Source organism: Methylobacterium frigidaeris (genome assembly GCF_022179185.1).
GTDB lineage: Bacteria > Pseudomonadota > Alphaproteobacteria > Rhizobiales > Beijerinckiaceae > Methylobacterium > Methylobacterium frigidaeris.
On sequence record NZ_BPQJ01000018.1, the window covers coordinates 98,456 to 120,311 of the forward strand.

Annotated in this window: 21 protein-coding genes and 1 riboswitch; of the genes, 8 read left to right on the plus strand and 13 right to left on the minus strand. The window is 71.2% G+C overall.

The window, feature by feature from the left end; genetic code table 11:
* Positions 1–56 precede the first annotated feature (56 nt).
* The 3 genes from MFF64_RS19285 to MFF64_RS19295 all read left to right on the plus strand — a co-directional run bounded on the left by MFF64_RS19285 (position 57) and on the right by MFF64_RS19295 (position 2,665).
* The gene (locus MFF64_RS19285) at positions 57–635 is read left to right on the plus strand and encodes a cytochrome b (RefSeq protein ID WP_099899490.1); all 579 of its coding nucleotides are present in this window, start codon (positions 57–59) and stop codon (positions 633–635) included.
* Between the two features lie 5 nt (positions 636–640).
* Positions 641–988 (plus strand): DUF3088 domain-containing protein, encoded by a 348-nt coding sequence (locus tag MFF64_RS19290; protein WP_099899492.1) that lies wholly within the window; start codon positions 641–643, stop codon positions 986–988.
* 195 nt (positions 989–1,183) lie between these two features.
* The gene (locus MFF64_RS19295) at positions 1,184–2,665 is read left to right on the plus strand and encodes an HWE histidine kinase domain-containing protein (protein WP_099899494.1); all 1,482 of its coding nucleotides are present in this window, start codon (positions 1,184–1,186) and stop codon (positions 2,663–2,665) included.
* Positions 2,666–3,015: 350 nt separating this feature from the next.
* Here MFF64_RS19295 and MFF64_RS19300 read toward each other — a convergent pair whose 3' ends face one another.
* The 3 genes from MFF64_RS19300 to MFF64_RS19310 form a co-directional block, all read right to left on the minus strand.
* Positions 3,016–3,432 (minus strand): DUF5615 family PIN-like protein, encoded by a 417-nt coding sequence (locus MFF64_RS19300; RefSeq protein ID WP_099899496.1) that lies wholly within the window; start codon positions 3,430–3,432, stop codon positions 3,016–3,018.
* Complete coding sequence (locus MFF64_RS19305) at positions 3,429–4,076, minus strand: DUF433 domain-containing protein (protein ID WP_238191994.1); 648 nt, start codon at positions 4,074–4,076, stop codon at positions 3,429–3,431. The genes MFF64_RS19300 and MFF64_RS19305 overlap by 4 nt, the downstream gene beginning before the upstream one ends.
* A gap of 302 nt (positions 4,077–4,378) precedes the next feature.
* Positions 4,379–5,293, minus strand: coding sequence for a LysR substrate-binding domain-containing protein (locus MFF64_RS19310; protein ID WP_099907141.1), 915 nt, complete (start codon positions 5,291–5,293; stop codon positions 4,379–4,381).
* Between the two features lie 133 nt (positions 5,294–5,426).
* On the opposite strand from MFF64_RS19310, the gene glyA reads away from it, so the two are divergent.
* Positions 5,427–6,695, plus strand: coding sequence for a serine hydroxymethyltransferase (gene glyA, locus MFF64_RS19315; protein ID WP_099907143.1), 1,269 nt, complete (start codon positions 5,427–5,429; stop codon positions 6,693–6,695).
* A gap of 9 nt (positions 6,696–6,704) precedes the next feature.
* Here the strand turns inward: glyA and MFF64_RS19320 are convergent, their stop codons facing one another.
* The 4 genes from MFF64_RS19320 to MFF64_RS19335 form a co-directional block, all read right to left on the minus strand.
* Positions 6,705–7,736, minus strand: coding sequence for a 5-oxoprolinase subunit C family protein (locus MFF64_RS19320; RefSeq protein ID WP_099907146.1), 1,032 nt, complete (start codon positions 7,734–7,736; stop codon positions 6,705–6,707).
* Positions 7,733–8,467, minus strand: a complete 735-nt coding sequence (locus MFF64_RS19325; RefSeq protein WP_099907149.1) for a 5-oxoprolinase subunit B family protein — start codon at positions 8,465–8,467, stop codon at positions 7,733–7,735. Before MFF64_RS19325 ends, MFF64_RS19320 begins: the two co-directional genes overlap by 4 nt.
* A 5-nt stretch (positions 8,468–8,472) precedes the next feature.
* Positions 8,473–9,234, minus strand: a complete 762-nt coding sequence (locus tag MFF64_RS19330) for a 5-oxoprolinase subunit PxpA (RefSeq protein WP_099907152.1) — start codon at positions 9,232–9,234, stop codon at positions 8,473–8,475.
* 109 nt (positions 9,235–9,343) lie between these two features.
* Positions 9,344–9,553, minus strand: coding sequence for a hypothetical protein (locus MFF64_RS19335; RefSeq protein ID WP_099907154.1), 210 nt, complete (start codon positions 9,551–9,553; stop codon positions 9,344–9,346).
* 340 nt (positions 9,554–9,893) lie between these two features.
* Here MFF64_RS19335 and MFF64_RS19340 point away from each other — a divergent pair, with 340 nt between their 5' ends.
* Positions 9,894–10,463 (plus strand): hypothetical protein, encoded by a 570-nt coding sequence (locus MFF64_RS19340; RefSeq protein ID WP_099907157.1) that lies wholly within the window; start codon positions 9,894–9,896, stop codon positions 10,461–10,463.
* A gap of 6 nt (positions 10,464–10,469) precedes the next feature.
* Here the strand turns inward: MFF64_RS19340 and MFF64_RS19345 are convergent, their stop codons facing one another.
* The 6 genes from MFF64_RS19345 to MFF64_RS19370 form a co-directional block, all read right to left on the minus strand.
* The gene (locus MFF64_RS19345) at positions 10,470–11,234 is read right to left on the minus strand and encodes a sulfite exporter TauE/SafE family protein (protein WP_207768221.1); all 765 of its coding nucleotides are present in this window, start codon (positions 11,232–11,234) and stop codon (positions 10,470–10,472) included.
* A gap of 15 nt (positions 11,235–11,249) precedes the next feature.
* Positions 11,250–11,456 carry a hypothetical protein gene (locus MFF64_RS19350; RefSeq protein WP_099907160.1) on the minus strand — a complete coding sequence of 69 codons (207 nt, stop codon included), beginning with the start codon at positions 11,454–11,456 and terminating at the stop codon, positions 11,250–11,252.
* A gap of 126 nt (positions 11,457–11,582) precedes the next feature.
* Positions 11,583–11,987 carry an ACT domain-containing protein gene (locus MFF64_RS19355; protein WP_099907168.1) on the minus strand — a complete coding sequence of 135 codons (405 nt, stop codon included), beginning with the start codon at positions 11,985–11,987 and terminating at the stop codon, positions 11,583–11,585.
* Positions 11,988–12,004: 17 nt separating this feature from the next.
* Positions 12,005–12,442 carry an acyl-CoA thioesterase gene (locus MFF64_RS19360; protein WP_238191998.1) on the minus strand — a complete coding sequence of 146 codons (438 nt, stop codon included), beginning with the start codon at positions 12,440–12,442 and terminating at the stop codon, positions 12,005–12,007.
* Positions 12,443–12,512: 70 nt separating this feature from the next.
* Positions 12,513–13,340, minus strand: a complete 828-nt coding sequence (locus MFF64_RS19365; RefSeq protein WP_099902995.1) for an aldo/keto reductase — start codon at positions 13,338–13,340, stop codon at positions 12,513–12,515.
* A gap of 80 nt (positions 13,341–13,420) precedes the next feature.
* Positions 13,421–14,659 carry an ABC transporter substrate-binding protein gene (locus MFF64_RS19370; protein ID WP_099902998.1) on the minus strand — a complete coding sequence of 413 codons (1,239 nt, stop codon included), beginning with the start codon at positions 14,657–14,659 and terminating at the stop codon, positions 13,421–13,423.
* Between the two features lie 184 nt (positions 14,660–14,843).
* A riboswitch (cobalamin riboswitch) is annotated at positions 14,844–15,042 on the plus strand.
* 264 nt (positions 15,043–15,306) lie between these two features.
* On the opposite strand from MFF64_RS19370, the gene MFF64_RS19375 reads away from it, so the two are divergent.
* The 3 genes from MFF64_RS19375 to MFF64_RS19385 all read left to right on the plus strand — a co-directional run bounded on the left by MFF64_RS19375 (position 15,307) and on the right by MFF64_RS19385 (position 21,798).
* On the plus strand, positions 15,307–17,439 hold the full coding sequence (locus tag MFF64_RS19375; protein WP_238191999.1) for a TonB-dependent receptor: 2,133 nt from the start codon (positions 15,307–15,309) through the stop codon (positions 17,437–17,439).
* Positions 17,439–18,860 carry a PepSY domain-containing protein gene (locus MFF64_RS19380; RefSeq protein ID WP_238192001.1) on the plus strand — a complete coding sequence of 474 codons (1,422 nt, stop codon included), beginning with the start codon at positions 17,439–17,441 and terminating at the stop codon, positions 18,858–18,860. The genes MFF64_RS19375 and MFF64_RS19380 overlap by 1 nt, the downstream gene beginning before the upstream one ends.
* Positions 18,861–19,509: 649 nt before the next feature.
* Positions 19,510–21,798: a putative bifunctional diguanylate cyclase/phosphodiesterase gene (locus MFF64_RS19385; RefSeq protein WP_238192003.1), complete on the plus strand. Its 2,289-nt coding sequence runs from the start codon at positions 19,510–19,512 to the stop codon at positions 21,796–21,798.
* The last annotated feature ends 58 nt before the right edge of the window (positions 21,799–21,856 follow it).

A 21,856-nucleotide genomic window follows, 5' to 3' on the forward strand; every position in this document is an offset into this window, starting at 1 on the left:
CTGCGGGAGTGCCCGCCGCGTCAGTGACGGCGGCAGCCCCGAGAGGACCAGCCCGGATGCTCGACCTGTCCACCCGCGCGCCGGTGAAGATCGCCCGCGTCGAGCAGCCGCGCTACACAGCCATGGCGCAGGGCCTGCACTGGCTCACCGCCGCCCTGGTGCTGGCGGTGCTGCCGCTCGCCTGGATCGCCGTGAGCCTGCCGGCGAGCCCGGCCAAGGGCTTCTACTTCCAGCTGCACAAGTCGGTCGGCATCACGATCTTCGCCATCGTCGCCCTCCGCATCCTGTGGCGGGCCTGGAATCCGGCCCCACCGGAAGTCTACGTGCCGCGAGGCCTCGCCCTCCTCGGCCGGATCAACCACTGGCTGCTCTACCTCGTGTTCCTGCTGATGCCGGTGAGCGGCTTCGTGATGTCGGCTGCCGCCGGCAACACGACGCAGTACTTCTTCCTCTTCCCGATCCCGCCCTTCATGGAGAAGAACGAGGCGGTGTCCAAGCTCGCCGACCAGATCCACCTGGCCGGCCAGTACGCGGTCTACGCCCTCGTGGCGCTGCACGTGCTGGCCACCGCCTGGCACCTGATCGCCCGCCGCGACGCCCTGCTCGACCGGATGTTGCCGCGCCAGGATGTCTGAGGGCCGTGCTCCGCGATCACCTCTACCTGCTGGCTCCTGATTTCACCGACCCGGCCTTCCCGGGCCGGCGCTTCTACTGCTGGCACTGCGCCCTGATCGAGGGCGTGCTCGCGGGCTTTCCCGCTCTGGCCGGGCGCCTCGACGTGACGCGCCTGCCCTGGCCGCACCCACGGCAGGCGCTGGTCGATCGCCTCGGTGAAGGCCACCAGTCGCTGCCGCTCCTGATTCTGGCTCCCGACGCGCCGGACGGCCTCGCCACCGGCCGCCACGGCGACCTGCGCTTCGTCGACGACAAGGACGCGATCCTGCGGGCCCTGCACGCGCGCCACGGCTTTCCGGAGCCGCATCCGTGAGGGATGCGATCGTCCCGGCCGGCCCTCGCAGCCTCTCTCCGGCTTCGTGCGGATAGCACCTCCGGGCGGCACGCGCCGGATGCGCGCTTTTGCAGCAACCGCGGGCGTTGCACGAAGCCGGGCCGTTGGCGATGACCCAGAGGGTACGACATCGGGACTAGCCATCCGGTCTCCCGCGCAGGAGGTGACGCAAGCGTGACCGAGCGCCGCGACGAGAGCCGCATCGCGACCGAGCTGACCCGGACCGGCGCCAGCCCCGATCCGTTCGCGGCGGCCGTGCGGGCGACGCGCATGCCGATGGTGATCACCGATCCGCACCGGCCCGACAACCCGATCGTCTTCGTCAACGACGCGTTCACGAGGCTGACCGGATACGACCGGGACGAGATCCTCGGCCGCAATTGCCGCTTCCTCCAGGGCCCTGAGACCGATCCCGACGATGTCGCGCGGATCCGCGACGCGATCGAGCGCCGGGTCCCGATCGAGATCGACCTCCTCAACCACAAGAAGACCGGCGAGGCGTTCTGGAACCGCCTGCTCGTCTCGCCGGTCTTCGGCGAGGACGGCCGGCTCACCTACTTCTTCGCCTCGCAGTTCGACGTGACGCTGGAGCGCGACCGGCTGGTGCGCCTGCAACGCGACCGCGACGCGCTGGAGCGGGAGATCGAGCGACGCTCGCTCGCCCTGCGGCGGAGCGAGGAGCGCCTCCACTTCATCCTCAAGGCCTCCCGCCTCGGCTCCTGGACCCTCAATCTCGCCGACATGCGGCTGATGGCGTCCGAGAGCTGCAAGCGCACGATGGGCCGGGATCCCGGCGAGCCGTTCACCTTCGACGACTTGATCGACGCGATCCTGCCGGAGGACCGCGACCGGATGCAGGCCGCGATCCGGGACTCGGTGGAGACCCGCAGCGACTACGACATCGAGTACCGGATCCGCATGCCGACCGGCGAGGTGCGCTGGCTGCAGATCCGCGGCCAGCCCTTCTACGACGCGGACGGCGCAGCCCTGAGCATGGCCGGCGTGACGCTCGACGTGACCGAGCGCAAGCGCGGCGAGGAGCACCGGGCCCTGCTCGCCGAGGAACTGAACCACCGGGTGAAGAACTCGATGGCGACGATCCAGTCGATCGCCAACCAGACCCTGACCCACGCCACCTCGCTCAGCGAGGCGCGCACAGCCTTCAACGCCCGCCTGCAATCGCTCTCGGCCGCCCACGACGTCCTGACCCGCGATGCTTGGGAGGGCGCGACCCTGTCGGAGATCGCCGACGAGGCCCTGCGCCCGTTCCGCACCGGCGCGGGCCTGCGCTTCACGATCGGCGGACCGCCGGTCCGCCTGCCGCCCCGGCTGGCACTCGCCTTCGTGATGGCCCTGCATGAACTGGCGACGAACGCGGTCAAGTACGGCGCGCTCTCCACCGCCCAGGGCCGGGTGCTCCTCCGCTGGGAGGTGACCGGCGACGGGCGCCTGCGGCTGCGCTGGGAGGAGACCGGCGGCCCGCCGGTCTCGGCCCCGACCCGGCGCGGGTTCGGCTCGCGGATGATCGAGCGCGTGCTGGCCGCCGAGACCGGCGGCACCGCGGAGGTCGAGTATCGGCCGGGCGGCGTGGTGGCGAGTGTGGAGGCGCCGTTGCCGGAGGTGGGGGTGCCTGTGGGTGGGAAAGCTGGCGGTTGAGATCGCGGGGTCAGCTGCGAGGGGGACCGGCTTTCGATCCTCGGAAGGTCTTGAAACAGCGGAGCGGACGCATTCGCGGGCCCCATCGTCGACCTCTACGATGCTTCTACCGCTCTGTTGCGACCCGTGAGAACCGAAGGCCATCGAGGCCTTTCTCGCCAAGGCGAGCAGCAGATATCTTCGGATAGGGTTGCCGATCCGAAAACCGCAGAGCACTTATACCGCCGAACCGTCGAACGGAAACGTTCGAAGGTGCAAGGTAAGCCCCAACGGGCGCCGGCGCTGATGCGCCGGTCGCCTTCGCATCGACACGTCGATGTGAAGGCGCGAGGGTATTACGTCCGAGCGTTTCAGGTCACCGGCAATGGATAGCGCTCAATCAAAACATCCGTATCGCCGGCTGTCACCTCGAGCACTTGATTGACGAGATCGTCGCCGAGGACCGCGATTTCGCCGAGCGCGATGTCGAACAGCTCCTCCTGCAGGGCGAGGTTCATGCCAAGAGGCCCGTTCAAACAGACGAGCCCAGCATGGATCGGCTGCGCCGCGTGCAGCCCTGGCTTGCCCGGGGCACCAGCAGGGCCGCGGAAATCATAGGAGTTCTTCGTCACCAGCGTCCAATCGCCATCGACGGCCCAGCGGATCAGATTCCAGTCCTGGATTCCACCAAGGCCGAGCCAGTGAACGTGCGAGGACTCCGCATACCCTCTGTCTCGAGCCATCGTCGTCAACTTCTGGCTCAGGCATTCATCGACCAGGAACTTCATCTGGCTGTCTTGCGCTGTACGACCTTGCGCTCGACGTGCTTCGTGCCGGTGGTCAGAGCCGTGCCGCGCGGCCGACCGCGCTGCGGGTGGGCGGTGGCATAGATGATCGCGAGCTCGATCTGGCGATCGGTCAGCGACGGGTAAGCATCGCGGATGCGCTCGATCGGTTCGCCGTCACCCGCCGACGCGGCAACGTCGTGAACAAGCACGCGCGTCCCGCGCAGCACTTCAGCGCCGCTCATCACGTCCTCGTCGCGCGCGACGGCAGCCTCGGCCTCGCGCAGCCTCTCATAGCCGCCGGCGGTGAGTGCGATGAATGGGGCGAGATCGACACTCCAGTATTGCTCGCCGAGCTTCCAGTTCTCGCGCGCGAGCGCCTCGCAGTGATCGAACTCGACGTAGCGCAATCGATCCTCGAAGCGATTAATGATATGCTTGCGTAATCCCGGCGTGAAGGTATCGGCCGCCGCATGGTAGAAGGCGATCATCACGCAGGCACCGGGCGTGAGCCGGCGGCCGCCGTCGAGCACATAGAATCCCTTCGGGAGCACATGCTCGTCGATCGCACGGTCGACCGCCCTCACGGCGATGCCGGAGATGAACGCCGCTTGCGCAGGGCGGAGCAGGTTGGCTCGTTCACCCATGATCGCCTCAATAATTCTTCCGCATAAAAGGAAGATATATGGACGGCCCCTCCGCTTCAATGGATCGGTGCCCGGCGCTGACGCGAGATTGCCCACCATGGTCGACTTGAGAGCAAGGTCGCATCGACAGCGTAGAGAACCGTTTCCGATGCCATCCGTGAGGACGGAGCTTGAGCGGCTGGTTCACAGTGAGCCATTTATCGAAGGGCTGGGGCGTACAGGAGCAGGGCAAATCGCGGATGAGAGCGAACAAACGCTGATCGTGCGCTGCAGGGCCAAAGGCCAAGGGCCGCTCCCCAGCGTCATTGCCTCTCTCCACGGTCAGGCCGCCCGGCCTCTGTCTCGTCCCCGCTCAACCACCGGATCACCCCCGCCAGCCGCGTCCCCTCCCCACCTTCCGGCACGATCAGCCGGAGGGGCGCCCCCGCCACCACGCGATCCCCGAACGGCGCGACGAGGCGCCCGGCCGCCAAAGCCTCTCCCACCAAGGCACTGTGTCCGATGAGCACGCCGTGGCCGGCGAGCGCGGCGTCCAGCGCGATGCCGTAGAGCGAGAATGCTGCCTCCCGGGCCGGGCGCAGGGCCCCGGCACCGTGGCGGCCGAGCCAGCGCGGCCAGTCCTCGCGCCAGACCGAATCGTGCAGAAGCGTCGCCCCGCTCAGGTCCCGCGGGTGGCGCAGGCCCGCCGCCAGCGCGGGGCCGCAGACCGGGAACAGGTCGTCCCGGGCCAGCACCACGGAGCTGCAGCCGGCGGGTGCGGCCTCGCCGAAATACAGGCCGAGGTCGACGAGCTCGCGAGCGTAGTCGGGCGGGTCGTCCCGGGTCAGGATCGCGACGTCGAGGTCGAAAGTGGCTTGCAGAGCCGGGAGCCGGGGAGCGAGCCAGAGCTGGGCGATGCAGGGCAGGGCCGCCAGCGTCAGGCTGCGCGGCCGACCGACCGCGCGCATCGCCCGCACCGCGTGGTTCAGCGCGTCGAAGGCCGTGGTGAGGGATGGCAGCACCGCCCTGCCCTCCACGGTCAGGCACAGCCCGTTCGGCCGGCGGGGGAAGAGCGGCCGGCCGAGCCAGGCTTCGAGCCCCTTCACCTGGGCGCCGATCGCCGCCGGGGTGACGTGGAGTTCCTGCGCCGCCGCCACGTAGCCGCCGTGGCGCGCCGCCGCCTCGAAGGCCCGCAGGGCGTTGAGGGAGGGCGGGGCAGCCCGGCCGGCCGGATCCATCGCGAAGCCTCGCGTTCTTTGGGGCAAGGAAACGAGGTCAAGAAAAGCTTGGCCTGGGCCTCAGCTTATCCCGTTTGCCGATCGTCGGAGCAAGCCCGACACTGGGGCCCTGTCACCGACGGGACCCTCGAGCATGCGCCTCCTCCACCCCGGCTATTTCGACCAGGGCCTCGACGCCGACCCGGAGCTGGCCGCCTCGATCCACGGCGAGCTCGCCCGGCAGCGGGACGGAATCGAGCTGATCGCCTCGGAGAACATCGTCTCGCGGCTGGTGCTCGAGGCGCAAGGGTCCGTTCTCACCAACAAGACCGTCGAGGGGCTGCCCTACGCGCGCTATTACGGCGGCGCCGAGCATGCCGACGCGATCGAGGCCCTGGCGGTGACCCGGGCGACGCGGCTGTTCGGCTGCCGCTTCGCCAACGTGCAGCCCCATTCGGGCTCGAACGCCAATGCGGGCGTCTTCCTCGGCCTCTTGACGCTCGGCGACACCATCCTGTCGATGGGCGTCGAGGCTGGAGGCCATATCAGCCACGGCCATCCGGCGACGCTGACCGGGCGCGACTACCGGATCGTCCGCTACGGCGTGGAGCGCGAGAGCGAGCGGGTGGAGCTGGACGCGGTCGCCCGCCTCGCCCGGGAGCACAACCCGACAATGATCGTCGCCGGCGGCTCGGCCTATGCCCGCTCCCTCGACTTCGCGGGGTTGCGGGCCATCGCCGACGAGGTCGGGGCGCTCCTGATGGTCGACATGGCGCATGTCGCCGGCCTCGTCGCCACCGGGCTCTATCCCCATCCGTTCCCGCATGCCCACGTGGTGACCTCGACCACCTACAAGTCCCTGCGCGGCGCCCGCGGCGGGCTGGTGCTGTGGAACGACCCCGCCCTGTCCGACCGGATCAATTACGGGATCTTCCCGGGCGTGCAGGGCTCGGTGATGATGCACGCGGTCGCCGCCAAGGCGGCCTGCTTCGGCGAGGCCCTGCGGCCGGAATTCCGGGCCTACAACCAGGCCGTCCTCGACAATGCCCGGGCGCTCGCCGGGAGTGTCGCCGAGGCCGGGATGCGCCTCGTCGCCGGCGGGACCGATTGCGGGCTGATGCTGGTCGATCTCTCGCCCCAGGGCGTCACCGGTGACGTGGCGGCCAAAGCCCTGGAGGCGGCGGGGCTCGCGGTCAACAAGAACCAGATCCCGTTCGACACCCGCCCGCCCGAGGCGCCCTCGGGCCTGCGCCTGTCCTCGAATGCCGGAACGGCCCGGGGCTTCGGCGTGGAGGAGTTCCGGCAGATCGGCGGCTGGATCGCCCGGGTGGTCGCGGCGCCCGACGACGCGGCTGGGTTGGCGGCGGTGCGGGATGAGGTTCTGGCGCTCTGCCGGAGGTTTCCGATCTATGACGGGGCTTGAGCCCCGCCGCTACGGCGCATGGGCCCCCGCTCCGTCCACAACCCCGCCGATCAAATTGCGCCCGAGCAGGAACTCGGCGCTGAAATCGGTGCGGATCAGGGGCTCCATCGCCACTGGCCCGGCCAGCACCTGAGCCTCGGCGCGCCGCGCCGCCAGAGCCTCGGCGCGATCGACGGCCCGGAAGCGGATTCGCGTGCCGCCCTGCGCCTGAGCCAGCCGCCCGAGATCCGGGCCGATCACGGTGGCGATCTTCGGGTAGCCGCCGGTGGACTGGCGGTCGGCCATCAGGACGATCGGCCAGCCCTCGCCCGGCACCTGGATCGCCCCCATGGCGATGCCGTCCGAGACGATGTTGTAGCCCTTGGCATGGGTGAGCGGCGTGCCGTCGAGGAAGCAGGCCATCCGGTCGCCCTTGGTGGTCACCGTCCAGGGACCGGCCAGGAAGGCGGCGATCTGGTCCTCGCCGAAGTAGTCGTCCTGCGGGCCCATGACCACCCGGATCTCCTCCGGCGGGCGGACGAGCCAGGGCGCCACGAGGGCGTGGGGATCGGCCGGGCCGGGCCGCGCCTCCGCGATCGTCAGCCGGTCGCCGGCCCGCAGGGCCCGCCCGTCGAGGCCGCCGAAGCCGGAGCGGGTGTGGGTCGCGGTCGAGCCGAGGGTCGGTGCGAGGTCGAACCGGCCCGCCGCGGCGAGATAGGCCCAGGCCCCTGCCCGGCCCGCCCGCACGACGAGGTGGCTGCCGGGGTGGAGCGTCAGCGCCGAGGCCGGCGGCAGGGGCGCGCCGTCGAGGCTGATCCGGAACTCGCCGCCGGCGAGCGCGATCCCGAGCGGCCCGCCCTCGGCCGTCACCTCGACGCCGCCGAGCGACACTTCGAGGGCCGTGGCGCCGAGCGGGTTGCCGAGGGCCCGGTTGGCGGTGGCGTGGGCGAGCGGGTCCATCGGCCCGGCGGCGGTGATGCCGTAGCGCAGGTAGCCGTGGCGGCCGCCATCCTGGAGCGTCACGCCGGGGCCCGCGGAGAGGATGCTGAGACGCAAGGTCATGCGGCCTCCCGGCGCTGGGCGACGACTTCGCCGGCGGCGGCCCGGCGGTCGAGGTCGGCGAAGGTGGCGGCGTCGATCGCCTCGAAGCGCAGCGTGTCGCCGACGGCGACCGGGAATGGCTCGGGCCTTTGCGGCGCGTAGAGCCGCTCCGGCGTGCGGCCGACCACGTACCAGCCGGTCGGCATCGGGAAGGTGCCGACCGCGGCGAGTCCACCGCCGATCATGAGGGCGTTCGCCGGATGGGGCGGGCGCGGCGTGGCGCGGCGGGAGACCGCGAGGTCCTTGGGCAGGCCGCCCAGATAGGCGAAGCCCGGGGCGAAGCCGTACATGTAGACCCGGTACTCGGCCCCCGCATGCAGGGCGGCGACGCGCTCGATCGAGAGCCCCGTCGCCTGCGCCACGGCGCCGATATCCTCGGCGCAAGCCGGATCATAGCAGCAGGGCAGCGTCCAGAGCGCGGCGCCGGCCCGCGCCGCGCCGGGGGTTGCCGCCAGCGCCAGCACCCGCTCGGCGAGGGCGTCGCGGTCGAGGACCAGGGGATCGTAGTGGATCATCAGCGAGCGGTAGGTCGGCACCGTCTCGCGCAGGCCCTCCGGCGGCGCCGAGCGGAGCGCGTCGTCGAGGGCCAGCACCCGGTCGTGGATCGCCGGATCGACGGTGGTGCCGAACTCCGCCACCAGGGCGGCCTCGCCGGCATCAAGGAGGCGGGGGCTCTGCAAGGGGGGCAGCATCGGGATCAGGCCCGGAACGGGGCGAGGCGCACGCCGGCGCCTTCGAGCCGGGCGCGCACGGCGCGGGCGGTGGCGACGGCGTGGGCGGAATCGCCGTGGACGCAGACCGAGCGGATCGGCGTCGGCAGGCGCCGGCCGCTCGCCGCGATGATCGCCCCCTCCTGGACCATGGCGAGCACGCGGTCGGCGGCCTCGGCCTCGTCGGTGATCATCGCGCCGGGCTGGCCGCGGGGAATCAGGAAGCCGGCCTCGGTGTAGCCCCGGTCGGCGAAGATCTCCTGATGCACGTCGAGGCCCTGTGCCTCGCCCGCCGCGACCTGCGCGGTGAGCGCGATGGCGAGCAGCGACAGGGAGGGATCGACGGCCTTGACGGCTCTGGCGATGGCGTCCGCCACCTCCCGCTCCACCGCCGCGAGATTGGCGAGCGCCCCGTGCGCCTTGACGTAGGTGAGGCGGTGGCCCGCATAGGCCGCGAGCCCCGCCGCGGCGCCGACCTGGTAGGCGACCAGGCGCTCGACCTCGCCGGGGGTGAAGGGCAGGACCCGGCGGCCGAAGCCCCAGAGGTCCGGGTAGCCCGGATGGGCCCCCACGGCGACGCCGCGCTCGCGCGCGATGGCGAAGGCGCGGGCCATGATCTCGGGATCGCCCGCATGCAGGCCGCAGGCCACGTTGGCCGAGGTCACGACCTCCAGCATCGCCGCGTCGTCGCCGCAGCGGTAATCGCCGAAACCCTCGCCGAGGTCCGAATTGAGGTCGATGGACAGCATGGCGGATACTCCGGGCAATCGGGCGGATGCCTGTTCCTGGCATCGCCCCGGCGCCCCTGCAACCCGCGGGCCGCGCCGCCCCGGGTTGCTCCCCGCGCCGTCCCGCCCGTCAGAGAGCCAGGGCGCTCACCGACAGGTCCAGCGCGCTTCTGGCGAGCCAGAGCACGCCCCAGCCGAGCAGGCCGAACCACGCCAGCACCAGCGGGACACCGACCGCCAGGGTGAGCACCATCGCGATCCGCCGCAACCTGGCCTCGTATGATGCAGCGATCGTTGCGGCCCGTCCCGCCGCGAACGCCTTCGTGTCGAACTGGATCATCGCTACCGGTCCCGGAGAGGTCGTGCCGTCGCGGTGGCAAGGGGCGGGCCTGGCGCAAGGAGCGTCCCGGCGGGTGGGAGTGACAGCCCTCGCGGGAACGCGGAATGGTTAATGAAGTTCCATCGCCGGCGTAAAACCTGATGACGCGGATCGTGCCGGCACGGAACGCACCGGAATGAGACAGCGCGGTGGATTCTTCAACCTCGCGCGTGGACGGCCATGCCTCGCCCCGCTACCTTCCGGGACACGGTCAGGTTGCGACAACCGCCGCGCGGCACGCTTCACGCCGCGACAACCGAGGAGCCGGGCAGGCCGCGCCTGCCGATCCGGAGGTGCGATCATGCATGACGGGATGCGCCGCTCGGTCGGCCTCGCCCTGTTGGTCGGCATCCTGTGCGCGCCGCCGGCGCGGGCGCAGGATCCCGCTACCCCGCGCCCGTGGAGCGACCCGCCCTCGAGGCCGGCCGAGGCGCCGGCCGTGAAGGAGGCGGCGAAGCCCGCAGCCTCCACCGCTGACCATTCCGCTGCGACGCCTGCGCGAACGGCCGCGAAACCCGCCAGGTCCGCATCGCGGCCACGAAAGGCGGAGCGCCCGGCACTCGCGGAGCGCAGGGCCGAGCGACGGGAGCGCATCGCGTCGCGCGCGAGCCGACGGCCGGTCGCCGAGGCCCCACCCCGCCGGGCCGTCGCCTTCCGGCCCCCGCCGGAGCCGCGGCCGGCGCGGGTCGCCCGGCCGCTCCCGCCGGACATGCCGGGCTACCGCGACGTCGACCTCTGGGTCGATGCCCGCGCCGACCGGATCCGCCGGGCCCAGGACGGCGGCTTCCTGGTCATGCGCCGCACCACCATCGAGGACCCGATGGGCCGCCGGATGCAGATCCTGCGCCCCCTCGACGACGAGGACGAGTAGCCTCCCTCACAGCCATGGCCGCGAGGCCAGGTGGGTGCCGAGCAGCAGAAGGCCGATCAGGAAGGCCCGCCGGAAGGTCGGTGCAGAGACCCGGCCCCGCAGCCACTGCCCGGCCGCCATGCCGAGGAGCGCCGGCGCCAGGGTGACGAGGGAGGCGGCCCCGGCCGCGAGCGGCAGCGCCCCCTCCCGTGCGAGACCCGCGGCGAGCGCCACGGTCGAGACCGTGAAGGACAGGCCGAGGGCCTGGATCAGCCCATCGCGGTCGAGGCCCAGCGCCTGGAGATAGGGTACCGCCGGGATCACGAAGACCCCGGTCGCCCCGGTGACGAGGCCGGTGACGAGACCGATGAGCGGCGACAGCCAAGGCTCGGAACGGGCCGGCACCCGCAGGGCGAGGCCGGCAAGCCCGGTCACCGCGTAGACCACCAGCGCGACGCCCAGAGCGCTCGCCGGGCCCGGCCCCTTGGCCCCCGCGATCAGCCCGGCGCTCGCCACCGTGCCGACTGCCACCGCCGCCATCATCGGCCAGAGCCGGAGCAGCAGGGCGCTAGAGCGCGGCCCGGCGAGGAGCTGCCAGAGGTTGGTGACGAAGGACGGCACGATCAGCAGGGCCGCGGCTTCCGCCGGGCTCATCACCGTGGCGAGCAGCCCCACCGCCACCGTCGGCAGGCCCAGCCCGATCACGCCCTTGACGAAGCCGGCAGCGAGGAAGGTGGCGAGGATCACCGTCCAGCCGAGCGGGCCGGCGGTGCCGGAGAGGAGATCGGTCACGGGTTCGCGTCTCGTTCAGTCGCGGCCGACCATGTCCTGGAGCATGGTCTCCGGGCTCGGCAGCGGGCGGGAGGGCGCGTCCGCCTGCACGACGAGCGGCGAGACCGAGGCGTCGACGGGGTGCCCTTCGAAGATGAGGCCGGCGGCCAGGATCGCGAGGGCGAGCGCGATGAGCCCGAGCGGGCCCGGTCCACCGGGACTGAGCGGGATGCGCGGCGGCATGAGGCAAACCCTCCGGTTGCGATGCCGGCAGCTTGGGCGGCGGAGGACGGTGCAACAAGCCGTAAGGGGCGAACCTTGCCTTCGTGGGAGGTGGAGGCCGCCCTGCTGGCGATCCACGACCTGAGATCAGGACGCGGCGCGGTCGGCAAGCTCTCTCAGCAACCCCGTCGCCTCCTCCGCCCGCGCCACCGGCACGAACAGGTGATCGTGGTGGAAGGCCGAGACGGCGTTGACGGCGATGCCGGCTTCCGCGAGGCACGCCGTCACGGCGGCGAGGAAGCCGACCGCGCCGAGCGAGGAAGGCACCGCGAGGGTGATCCAGCGGCACGGAAAGGCTCCGGCCAGGCCGGCCTGCGCGGCGTCCGCTTCGGGGAGGATCAGCGTCGTCCCTTCCGCCTCGCGAAAATCCATGACGGGGGCGAGGCCCGCGGGAACCGCACCCTCGGCCGCGCTGACGAAGACGTAGGTGCCGGGCCGCAGCTCCGACCGCATCCCGGCGAGGAGCCGGCCCAAGTCGGCCTCGCCATTCATCGAGTCGGTCTCGCCGCTCATACGGCCAGCGGCTCCAGCACCCGCCGCAGCGCGTCCGGCAGCGGCACTGGGCGCTGCGTCGCGCGGTCGACATAGACGTGGACGAAGTGCCCTTGCGCCGCGGCCGCCTCGTCGTCGTTGCGGAACAGCCCGACCTCGTAGCGCACGCTCGACGTGCCGCGATGCGCCACCCGGATTCCGGCGGTGACCCGGTCGGGGAAGGCCATCGAGCGGAAGTAGCGGCACCCGGTCTCGACCACGAGGCCGATCACCGGGCTGTTCGCGATGTCGAGGGCGCCGTCGGCGATCAGCACGCTGTTCACCGCCGTGTCGAAGAAGGCGTAATAGACCACGTTGTTGACGTGACCGTAGACGTCGTTGTCGGCCCAACGGGTGGTGATCGGCACGAAGCGCCGATAGGCGGCGCGGGTCTCGGGGGGCGTGCGGCCACTCAACGGACAAGCCTCGCGACAATGAGGAGGAGTCGGACCGTAGGCGAGTCCGGCTCCCGCGATCAAGCCGCGGTCACGCTCCGAAGGTCTCCGGATCCGGCCCCATCCGCCCGGCCGGATCGTCGAGGGAGGCGATGCGGGCGAGGTCGTCGGCGTCGAGGGTGAAGCCCGAGACCTCGCGGTTCTCGCGGATGCGGGCCGGCGTCGCCGATTTCGGGATCGCGACGTTGCCGATGTCCATGTGCCAGCGCAGGACGACCTGGGCAGAGGTGCGGCCATGCTTCTCGGCGATGGCCCGGATCACCGGGTCCTCCAGCACGCCGCCGCGGCCGAGCGGCGCCCAGGCCTCGGTCACGATGCCAGACTCCTCGTGGAAGGCGCGCAAGGATTTCTGCTGGAAGCGCGGATGCAGCTCGACCTGGTTGATCGAGGGCGTCGAGCCGGTGGCGTCGATCACCCGCTTGAGGTGCTCGACCGTGAAGTTCGAGACGCCGATGGAGCGGGCGCGACCGTCCTCGCGCAGGCGCATCAGGGCGCGCCAGGTGTCCACATAGGCGCCTTTCTGCGGCACCGGCCAGTGGACGAGGTAGAGGTCGACATGGTCGAGGCCGAGGCGCGCGAGCGATTCCTCGCAGGCCCGCAGGGTCTCGTCGTAGCCGTGGCGGTCGTTCCAGACCTTGGTGGCGACGAAGATCTCCTCCCGCTTGAGGCCGGAGGCGGCGATGGCGCGGCCGACCCCGGCCTCGTTGCCGTAGATCGCCGCCGTGTCGATGGAGCGGTACCCGGCCTCCAGAGCCGCACCGACGATCGCCGGGGCCTCCTCGTTGTCGAGCCGCCACACCCCGAAGCCGAGCTGGGGGATGCGCTTCCCGTCATTCAGGGTCAGGACGGCGTCGGACATGATCGGGGACTCTCGGCGGGGTCTTACAGGGCACGAACCTCTGATCTGGGTCGGACCCCGCCGATGTCGAGCGCTCTGAGCTACTTCACCAGCGGGCAGCCGCCCTCGGCCATCGGCCGGAACGCCTGGTCGCCCGGCACGGTGTCGAGGAGCTTGTAGTAGTCGTACGGGCCCTTGCTGTCGGCCGGGGCCTTCACCTCGTACAGGAACAGGTCGTGCACCGCGCGGCCGTCCTGGCGCACCGTGACGGTGCCGAAGAGCGGATCGTTGATCGGCTTCTCGCGCATCGCCGCCACGACCTTCTCGCCCTCGATGGTGCCGGTGTCGCGCACCGCCCGCAGATAGGCCAGGGTGGAGGAGTAGACGCCGGCGTGGTTCTCGGTCGGCATGCGGCCGTTCATCCGCTCGCCGAAGCGCTTGGCGAAGGCGCGGGTGCCGTCGGTGCGGTCCCAGTAGAAGGCGCTGGCCAGCTGGAGCCCCTGCGCCGCCTTGAGGCCGAGGGCGTGAGTGTCGGAGAGCTGCACGAACAGGGCGGCGAGGCGCATCTCGGGCATCACGCCGAACTCCGCCGCCTGCTTGACGGCGTTGATCATGTCGGCCCCCGTATCGGCGAGCGCCAGCACCTGCGCGCCCGACCCTTGCGCCGAGAGCAGCGGCGAGGCGAAGTCGCCGGCATTGAGCGGGTGCTTGCTCGACCCCTTCACGGTGCCGCCGGCGGCCTTGAGCGCCACGGTGGCGTCGCGCTCGAGCGCGTGGCCCAGCGCGTAGTCGACGGTGACGAAGTACCAGGACTTGAGGCCGCGGCCGGCGATGGCCCGCGCGGTGGCCGAGCCTTGCGCCCAGGTATCCGAGACCCACTGCACGGTGGTCGGCGCGCAGGCCTTGCCGGTGAGGTCCGAGGTGAGCGCGCTGGACGCGAGCGCCACCCGGTGACGCTCGCGCATCAGGTTCGAGACCGCGAGCGCCACGGCCGAGTTCGGCAGGTCGACGATGGTCGAGACGCCCTCCTGGTCGAGCCAGCGGCGGGCGGTGGCCAGCCCGATATCGGGCTTGTTCTGGTGGTCGGCCGAGACGATCTCGACCTTGAGCTCGCCGGCCTCCTTGGCGAAATCCTCGACGGCGAGCTGGGCCGCCGTGACCGAACCGGTGCCCGCCTGATCGGCGAAGGGCCCGCTCATGTCGCTCAACACTCCGATCTTGATCGGCGCCTTGGCGTCCTGCGCGAGCGCGGACGTGCCCAAGGCGACCGACATGGCGACCGACGTGGCCAGCGACAGGGCGAGGCCGGCGGCGCCGGCAACCCGTGAGCGGAACGACATCGGGGAACCTCCCAGGAACTTTTGTCAGAACTTGCTCGCGGCCCGACCGGGCCGGCTCGCGGCCCTGTATGTCAGGCGTGCGGGGCGGCGTCGATGCGGATCGAGCGGCGTGGTTGAGAAAGCTGAGGCGTGCGATCGATGCGGCGGACGTTGGTCACCACCGTTGCTCCTTCGCGCCCGAACCGCTAAGCTCTTACGTGACGGTTCCCTCCGGGGATCAAAAGGGAACGCGGTGAGGGTTCGCCCGATGCCGCGGCTGCCCCCGCAACTGTGAGCGGCGAGCCTTCCATCACCGAGTCACTGGGGACCTCGACACTCCCTGGGAAGACGATGGCAGGCACTGACCCGTGAGCCAGGAGACCTGCCGTCAGCCGTGGTCACACGCGAGCACGTCGGGCGGGGTGTCCTGATGGGTGTCGAGGCGGATGCGCAGGCATTCGCCCCGCTGTCGTTCGCGGTGACGTGCCACAGCCGCGTGCCGTCCCACCGTGTCTCCCGCCGCCCTCCCCCGATCCGCAGAGCCGACGCGCGTCGCGCGCCCGCCTCGTCACGCGGATCGAGCGAGAGGTCAGATATGTAACATTATAACGTTACATTTGTGGCAGAACCGGCTACGGACGGAGCGACCGCCTGCTCCGGACTTCATCATGCCCGCGCTCCGCGCCTCGCGTCTCACCACCCTGGCCCTCGCCGCTCCGCTCCTCGCCGCCCAGCCCGGCGCCGCCGAGGACCTCACCCTGGACGCCATCGACGTCGCCGGCAGCCGCGGCCGCGATGCCAGCGCCCCCGGCCTCAACCTCGCGACGCCGTCGCGCTCAGGGTCCCGCCTCGGCCTCACCCCGTTCGAGACCCCGGCGAGCCTCGACATCATCAGCGGCGAGACCATCCGGGCCCGGGGCCAGAACACCGTCGAGGAGGCGGTGACCCAGAACGCCGTCGGCATCACCAGCATCGCCGCACCCGGCAACGGCAACCTCGCCTTCACGGCCCGGGGCTTCGCCGGCGCCGGCTCGGTGCAGCAGCTCTATGACGGCACGCGGCTCTATGTCGGGGCCGGCACCGTCACCTTCCCGTTCGATACCTGGTCGGCGGAGCGGATCGAGGTGCTGCGCGGCCCGGCCTCGGTGCTCTACGGGGAGGGCGCGATCGGCGGCATCATCAACGTGGTGCCGAAGAAGCCGGTCTTCGTCCCGGTCGGCGAGGCGCGGGCGGCGATCGGCTCGGACGGCGTCGCGCGTCTCGCGCTCGACACCGGCGGGCCGGTCGGCGAGGACCTGGCCTACCGGTTCAACCTCAGCGGCAACCGGGCCGACGGCTGGGTCAAGCCGGACGGCGACTTTCGCAATCTCGCCCTCTCGGCGGCGGTAACGTGGCGGGCGGCGCCGGACCTGAGCGTCACCCTCTCGCACGACCTCGGCGCCAACGAGCCGGCCCGCTACTGGGGCTCGCCCCTCGTCGGCACCCGGGTGCCGGACCGGCTGCGCTTCACCAACTACAACATCCGGGATTCACAGATCGCCTGGTTCGACAACTGGACGCAGCTGCGCACCGAGTGGAACCCGAGCCCCGACATCACGGTGCGCAACACCGCCTATCGCCTCTCGACCGAGCGGCACTGGCGCGACGTCGAGCAATACACCTACCAGCCGTCGACCGGCCTGATTCAGCGCAGCGACTACATCGAGATCTTCCACCACGAGGAGCAGATCGGCAACCGTCTCGACGCGACCTTCCGCGGCAGCCTGTTCGGCTTCAAGACCGCGACGGTGATCGGCTTCGACGTCAACCACATCGACTTCCGGCGCGACAGCAACGCACCGTTCGGGGGCGAGAGCGTCGTCGATCCGTTCACCTTTGCCCAGGGCCGCTTCATCAACCTCGCGGGCACCCGCACCGACATCGTCTCGCGCACGCGCCAGGCCTCGGTCTTCGCCGAGAACCGGCTGGAACTGACGCCGCAGCTCGCCCTGGTGACGGGCGTGCGCTACGACGTGCCCCGGGTCGCGGTGAGCCGGCCGCTCGCGGCGACCGCCTTCGAGAAGACCTTCGACTCGGTGAGCTACCGCGTCGCCGCGATCTACAACCCGACGCCCGACCTCGCCCTCTACGCGCAATACGCCACCGCCGCCGATCCCCTCGGCAGCCTGATCACCACCAGCGTGGCGCAGTCGCAGTTCCAGCTCGCCACCGGCGAGCAGGTCGAGGCCGGCGCCAAGGGCCTGTTCGACGGCGGGCGCGGCGAGTGGACCTTCGCGGCCTATCACATCCGCAAGGACAACCTCCTGACCCCGATCCCCGACCGGCCGACGGAGGTGGCCGCGGTCGGCAGCCAGTCCTCCCGCGGCGTCGAGGTCGCCGTCGCCTACCAGCTGTCGGAGGCGTGGCGCATCGAGGCCAACACCGCCCTGCTGCGGGCCCGCTACGACGCTTTCTCGCAAAACATCGATGGCGGCCTGGTGTCGTTCGCCGGCAAGGTCCCGGTCGACGTGCCCCAGCGCGTCACCAATGTCTGGCTCAGCTACGCCTTCGCGCCGGGCTGGGTGGCGCGGCTCGGCGTCAACGATGTCGGACCGGTCTTCAGCGACTTCGCCAACACGTTTCGCCGGCCGGCCTACACGCTGCTGAACGCCACCCTGGACTGGCAGGTGACGCCGACCTCGCGCCTGTCGCTGCGCGGCACCAACCTCACCGACCAGATCTACGCGATCTCGGGCAACAGCAATTCCTGGCTGCTCGGCCGGCCGCGCTCGGTCGAGCTCGCCTACCACGTCACGTTCTGATGACGCGGTGGGTCAAGCGCCTGAAACGGTGGCTGCATCTCGGCCATCGCTGGCTCGGCATCGCCACCGGGCTGCTCGTCGTCGCCTGGTTCGCCTCCGGGCTCGTGATGCTGGCCGTCGGCTTCCCCGCCCTCACCGAGGCGGAGCGGGTCGCAGCCTCAGGCACGCTCCGCCTCGAGGCCGTGCGGCTGACGCCGCAGCAGGCGCTCGAGCGGGCCGGTGCCGCGCGCTTTCCCGCCCGCCTCACCCTGGCGATGCGGGGAGCGGAGCCCGCCTACTGGATCACCCAGGCCGACGGGCGGCGCCAGGCGCTCTCGGCCACGACCGGCGATCCCGTCCCATCCCTCGCGGCGGCGAGCGCGGCGGCGCTCGCGGCGGCCCATCCCTCAGCCCGCGCCGTCACCGATCTCGGCCCCGTGACCCGCGACCAGTGGACCGTGACGGCGCGCTACGACCCGCTGCGGCCGTTCCGGCGCGTGGCTCTGGGCGATGCGGCCGGGACCGAGCTGTACCTGTCGGTCGCGACGGGCGAGCTCGCCCTCGACACCACCCGGCGTGAGCGGGTGTGGAACTGGCCCGGCGCCGTGACCCACTGGATCTATCTCACGCCGCTGCGGGCGCGGGCGGGGCTGTGGCAGGACGTGGTCCTGTGGGTCTCAGGGTTCGCCCTGGCGGCCGCGGTGAGCGGCTACGTGCTCGGCTTCGTCCGGCTGATGCGCGGCCGGCTCACGCCCTATCGCGGCTTTGCCGCCTGGCATCACCTCGCAGGGGTGGCGGGCGGCCTCGTCGTGGTCACCTTCGTGCTCAGCGGCTGGCTGTCGATGAACCCGCGCGGCTGGTTCGGGCCGCGCGCGCCCGACGCCGCCATGCGGGCGGCCTATGCGGGGCAGGCGGCGCCGGTCTTTCCCGCCCGTCTCGACGACCTCGCGCGCGCGCCGGCCGGCAGCGTCGCGCTCGACTTCGCGTGGATCGGCGGCCGGCCCCTCGTCGTCGCCACCGGGCCCGGCCCCGCGGCCCCGTGCTGCGGCACCACCCTGACGCCCGGGGCCATCGTGGCGGCGGCCGGAGCGATGCTGCCGGGAGCGACGCTCCGCGCGGCGACCCGCCTCGACGCGCCGGATGCCTACTGGTACGACCGCCACGGCACCCCGCCCCTGCCGGTCTTGCGGCTCGCCTTCGACGATCCGGCCGCGACCTGGTTCCACCTCGATCCCGCGACCGGGGCGATCCTGGGACGGACCGACCGCAGCGGACGGGCGAATCGCTGGCTGTTCGACGCCCTCCACACCCTCGATGCCGGTCCCCTGGCGCAGAACCCGGCGGCGCGGCTGACGGCGGTCGTCGCCGCCAGCGCCCTCGGCCTGGTGATTTCGGTCAGCGGCGTGGTCCTCGGCTGGCGACGCCTGCGCCGCCGCGCCTGAACCGGACAGCACGTTCCGCCCGCGCGCTTCGCGGCGAGCGCAAGAAACGCCCGCCCGGCAGGATTCCAGCTGCAACGAAACCGCAACTCGGCCGGATCAGCTCGATCCGTTACCAGCACGCGGGTCGCCTTCCACTGCCGGGTCGGCCCCAAGTTTCTCGAATACGCTGCTTCATCTCGCCACATCGGCGGGGAAGACGCAGCCAGGACGCCGGATGCCGAGGCTGCGGATGAGTCGGCTGCCCGAGCAGACACATTGATCGAATCGAGCACGGTCGACTACGTTAACGGCAGGAAAGGTAGTTGTGGCGCGCCGGAGACGCCCAGGATTGACATACATTGCCGATGACGGCACTGGAGGCGGCGCTACCTTCGGTTGTGCCTGCGTGCGTCGACTTGCAGCAGCGTCAATCTCCGGGCGACTCGTCCTGCGGCAGGCCGCGGGCAGGCTCTCGCAGCGCGGCCTCAACCAGGCTATACAAGCAAGAAACAACCTGATCAGCCAAGCAACACGCCAGTCGAGGCGCTGATTCTCCAAGCTGTGCCGTCATGTCCGCACGCCAAAATATCGGAATGGGGCGGCGAGATTCAGATACCGATAACTTTCGCGTCTCATACTGCTCGAGACCGAAGCCGCTGGACGAGCCGGGATGGCCCTGCACCTCAAGCAATTTCCCAGATTCCTGGCGGAGCGCCGCGGGCCGGTGATCCTCGGCCTGATCGTGGTGATGCTCCTGTGGGTCGGCGTCGCGGCCAAGCACGAGAACGACGTCAGGGACGCGCTGCAGGATTCCGAGCGCACGACCCACAATTTCGCGATGGTGTTCGAGGAGAACGTCCTGCGCTCGATCGGCGAGATCGACAAGTCCCTGCTCTACATGCGCCGCAGCATCGAGAATCGCAGCGGCAAGGAGGATTACGGCACGATCGTCAACACGACCGATCTTCTGAGCGAGATCATCGTGCAGGTGGCGATCATCGGACCGGACGGGGTGATGCGCGCGACCAATGCCGGCCCGCAGCCGCCGCCGGCGACCGACCTCAGCGACCGCGACCATTTCCGCATCCACGTCGAGAGCCCCGACGACGTCCTCTACATCAGCCGCCCGGTGATCGGGCGGGCGAGCGGCCGGGTCTCGGTGCAGTTCAGCCGCCGATTCCGCGGGCCGGACGGGCGCTTCGGCGGCGTGGTGGTGGCCTCGCTCAACCCGAGCCACCTGACCAAGTTCTACGACAAGATCGACCTCGGCACCCCGGCCGCGATCTCGCTCATCGGCAGCGACGGGGTGGTGCGCTCCAGCGGCGGCGTCGGCGGTGGCTTCGGAGTCGGCGCCGACCTCGGCCGGACCGAGACCTACCAGAAGATCCGCTCCGGCCGGTCCGGCACCTTCACCCTGGAGATGCCGGATGGGGCCGAGAGCCGGCTGGTGACGATCCGCAAGGTGCGCGAGCATCCCCTGTGGGTGAGCGTCAGCTTGCCGGAGGCCGAGATCTACAAGGACGCCCGGGCCACCCTGAGGATCGACGCCCTGATGGCGGCCCTGCTGACGCTCCTCGTCGGGATCGCGGTGGAGAAGCTCCTGCGCATCGAGGCCAAGCGCTCCGAGGCCGAGGCCCGGGTCGTGCGCCTGGCGTCCCTCGACCCCCTGACGGACCTGCCGAACCGCCGCGTGTTTCGCGCCTCGCTCGAGGCGCAGGCCGAGGCCGCGCGGACGGCACCGGACGCCGCCTACGCGGTGATGTTCCTCGACCTCGACCGCTTCAAGATCGTCAACGACACCCTCGGCCACAAGGTCGGCGACCACCTGCTGCAGGCGGTGGGCGACCGGCTCGCCGCCACGCTGGTGTCCGGCCAGGTGCTGGCACGCCTCGGCGGCGACGAGTTCGCGCTGCTGGTGCCCCGCGCCGGCGACAGGGCGGCCCTGGAGGCGATGGCGCAGCGCATCGCCGAGGCGGTCCTGCCGCCGTTCGAGATCGGCAGCCACCAGATCCGCTCGAGCGTCAGCATCGGCATCGCGGTCGGCCCCGAGGACGGCGAGAGCGCCGACGACATCCTGATCGCCGCCGATCTCGCGCTCTACGCCGTGAAGGCGGGCAAGCGCGGCACCTTCCGGTTCTACGAGCGGCAGATGAGCGAGGGGCTGGAGGAGCGGCGCCAGCTCGAGAGCGACCTGCGCCGGGCGATCGAGCGCGGGGAGCTGGAGCTGCACTACCAACCCTCGGTCGTCCTCAAGACCGGTGAGATCGCCGGGTTCGAGGCGCTGGCGCGCTGGCGCCACCCGGTGCGGGGCAGCGTGCCGCCCTCGCTGTTCATCTCGATCGCCGAGGAATGCGGCCTGATCCACGCCATCGGCGAGTGGTCGCTGACCGAGGCCTGCCGGCAGGCCGCGACCTGGCCCGAGCGGCTGAAGATCGCCGTGAACCTGTCGCCGGTGCAGTTCTCCGGCCCCGACCTCGTCGGGATGGTGCGCGGGGTGCTGGAGCGGACCGGCCTGCCGGCCCACCGCCTCGAGCTCGAGATCACCGAGCAGATGCTGCTCGACAGCGGCGAGGCGACGCTCGCGATCCTGCGCGACCTCAAGGCGCTCGGCCTGCACGTGGCGATGGACGATTTCGGCACCGGCTACTCCTCGCTCAACTACCTGAGGAGCTTCCCGTTCGACCGCATCAAGGTCGACCGCAGCTTCGTCACCGGACTCGGCACCGGGGCACAGAACGCCGCGATCGTCCGCGCGGTCATCGACATCGCCCGGGTGCTCGGCATGCGCACCACCGCGGAAGGCATCGAGACGGCCGACCAGCAGCGCGTCCTGGCGCTCTTGGGTTGCGACGAGGTCCAGGGCTACCTGTTCAGCCGCCCGGTACCGGCCGAGGAGGCCCGGGCGCTCGTCGCCCGCTGGTGCGCCGAGAACCAGCGGGCCAGGACGCTGGCGGCGTGACCGATCTACCCGCCCTTCCGCGGGCCGTCGTCAAGAGTTTGGACCCGCATCACCGGAT

Bases quoted from the DNA above. Each gene is read 5' to 3' on its own strand.
- MFF64_RS19340 (WP_099907157.1), top strand. From the start codon at position 9,894: ATGCATGACGGGATGCGCCGCTCGGTCGGCCTCGCCCTGTTGGTCGGC.
- MFF64_RS19370 (WP_099902998.1), bottom strand. From the start codon at position 14,659: ATGTCGTTCCGCTCACGGGTTGCCGGCGCCGCCGGCCTCGCCCTGTCG.
- MFF64_RS19285 (WP_099899490.1), top strand. From the start codon at position 57: ATGCTCGACCTGTCCACCCGCGCGCCGGTGAAGATCGCCCGCGTCGAG.
- MFF64_RS19355 (WP_099907168.1), bottom strand. From the start codon at position 11,987: ATGAATGGCGAGGCCGACTTGGGCCGGCTCCTCGCCGGGATGCGGTCG.
- MFF64_RS19330 (WP_099907152.1), bottom strand. From the start codon at position 9,234: ATGCTGTCCATCGACCTCAATTCGGACCTCGGCGAGGGTTTCGGCGAT.
- MFF64_RS19375 (WP_238191999.1), top strand. From the start codon at position 15,307: ATGCCCGCGCTCCGCGCCTCGCGTCTCACCACCCTGGCCCTCGCCGCT.
- MFF64_RS19300 (WP_099899496.1), bottom strand. From the start codon at position 3,432: ATGAAGTTCCTGGTCGATGAATGCCTGAGCCAGAAGTTGACGACGATG.
- glyA (WP_099907143.1), top strand. From the start codon at position 5,427: ATGCGCCTCCTCCACCCCGGCTATTTCGACCAGGGCCTCGACGCCGAC.
- MFF64_RS19305 (WP_238191994.1), bottom strand. From the start codon at position 4,076: ATGGGTGAACGAGCCAACCTGCTCCGCCCTGCGCAAGCGGCGTTCATC.
- MFF64_RS19350 (WP_099907160.1), bottom strand. From the start codon at position 11,456: ATGCCGCCGCGCATCCCGCTCAGTCCCGGTGGACCGGGCCCGCTCGGG.
- MFF64_RS19320 (WP_099907146.1), bottom strand. From the start codon at position 7,736: ATGACCTTGCGTCTCAGCATCCTCTCCGCGGGCCCCGGCGTGACGCTC.
- MFF64_RS19335 (WP_099907154.1), bottom strand. From the start codon at position 9,553: ATGATCCAGTTCGACACGAAGGCGTTCGCGGCGGGACGGGCCGCAACG.
- MFF64_RS19310 (WP_099907141.1), bottom strand. From the start codon at position 5,293: ATGGATCCGGCCGGCCGGGCTGCCCCGCCCTCCCTCAACGCCCTGCGG.
- MFF64_RS19325 (WP_099907149.1), bottom strand. From the start codon at position 8,467: ATGCTGCCCCCCTTGCAGAGCCCCCGCCTCCTTGATGCCGGCGAGGCC.
- MFF64_RS19380 (WP_238192001.1), top strand. From the start codon at position 17,439: ATGACGCGGTGGGTCAAGCGCCTGAAACGGTGGCTGCATCTCGGCCAT.
- MFF64_RS19365 (WP_099902995.1), bottom strand. From the start codon at position 13,340: ATGTCCGACGCCGTCCTGACCCTGAATGACGGGAAGCGCATCCCCCAG.
- MFF64_RS19385 (WP_238192003.1), top strand. From the start codon at position 19,510: ATGGCCCTGCACCTCAAGCAATTTCCCAGATTCCTGGCGGAGCGCCGC.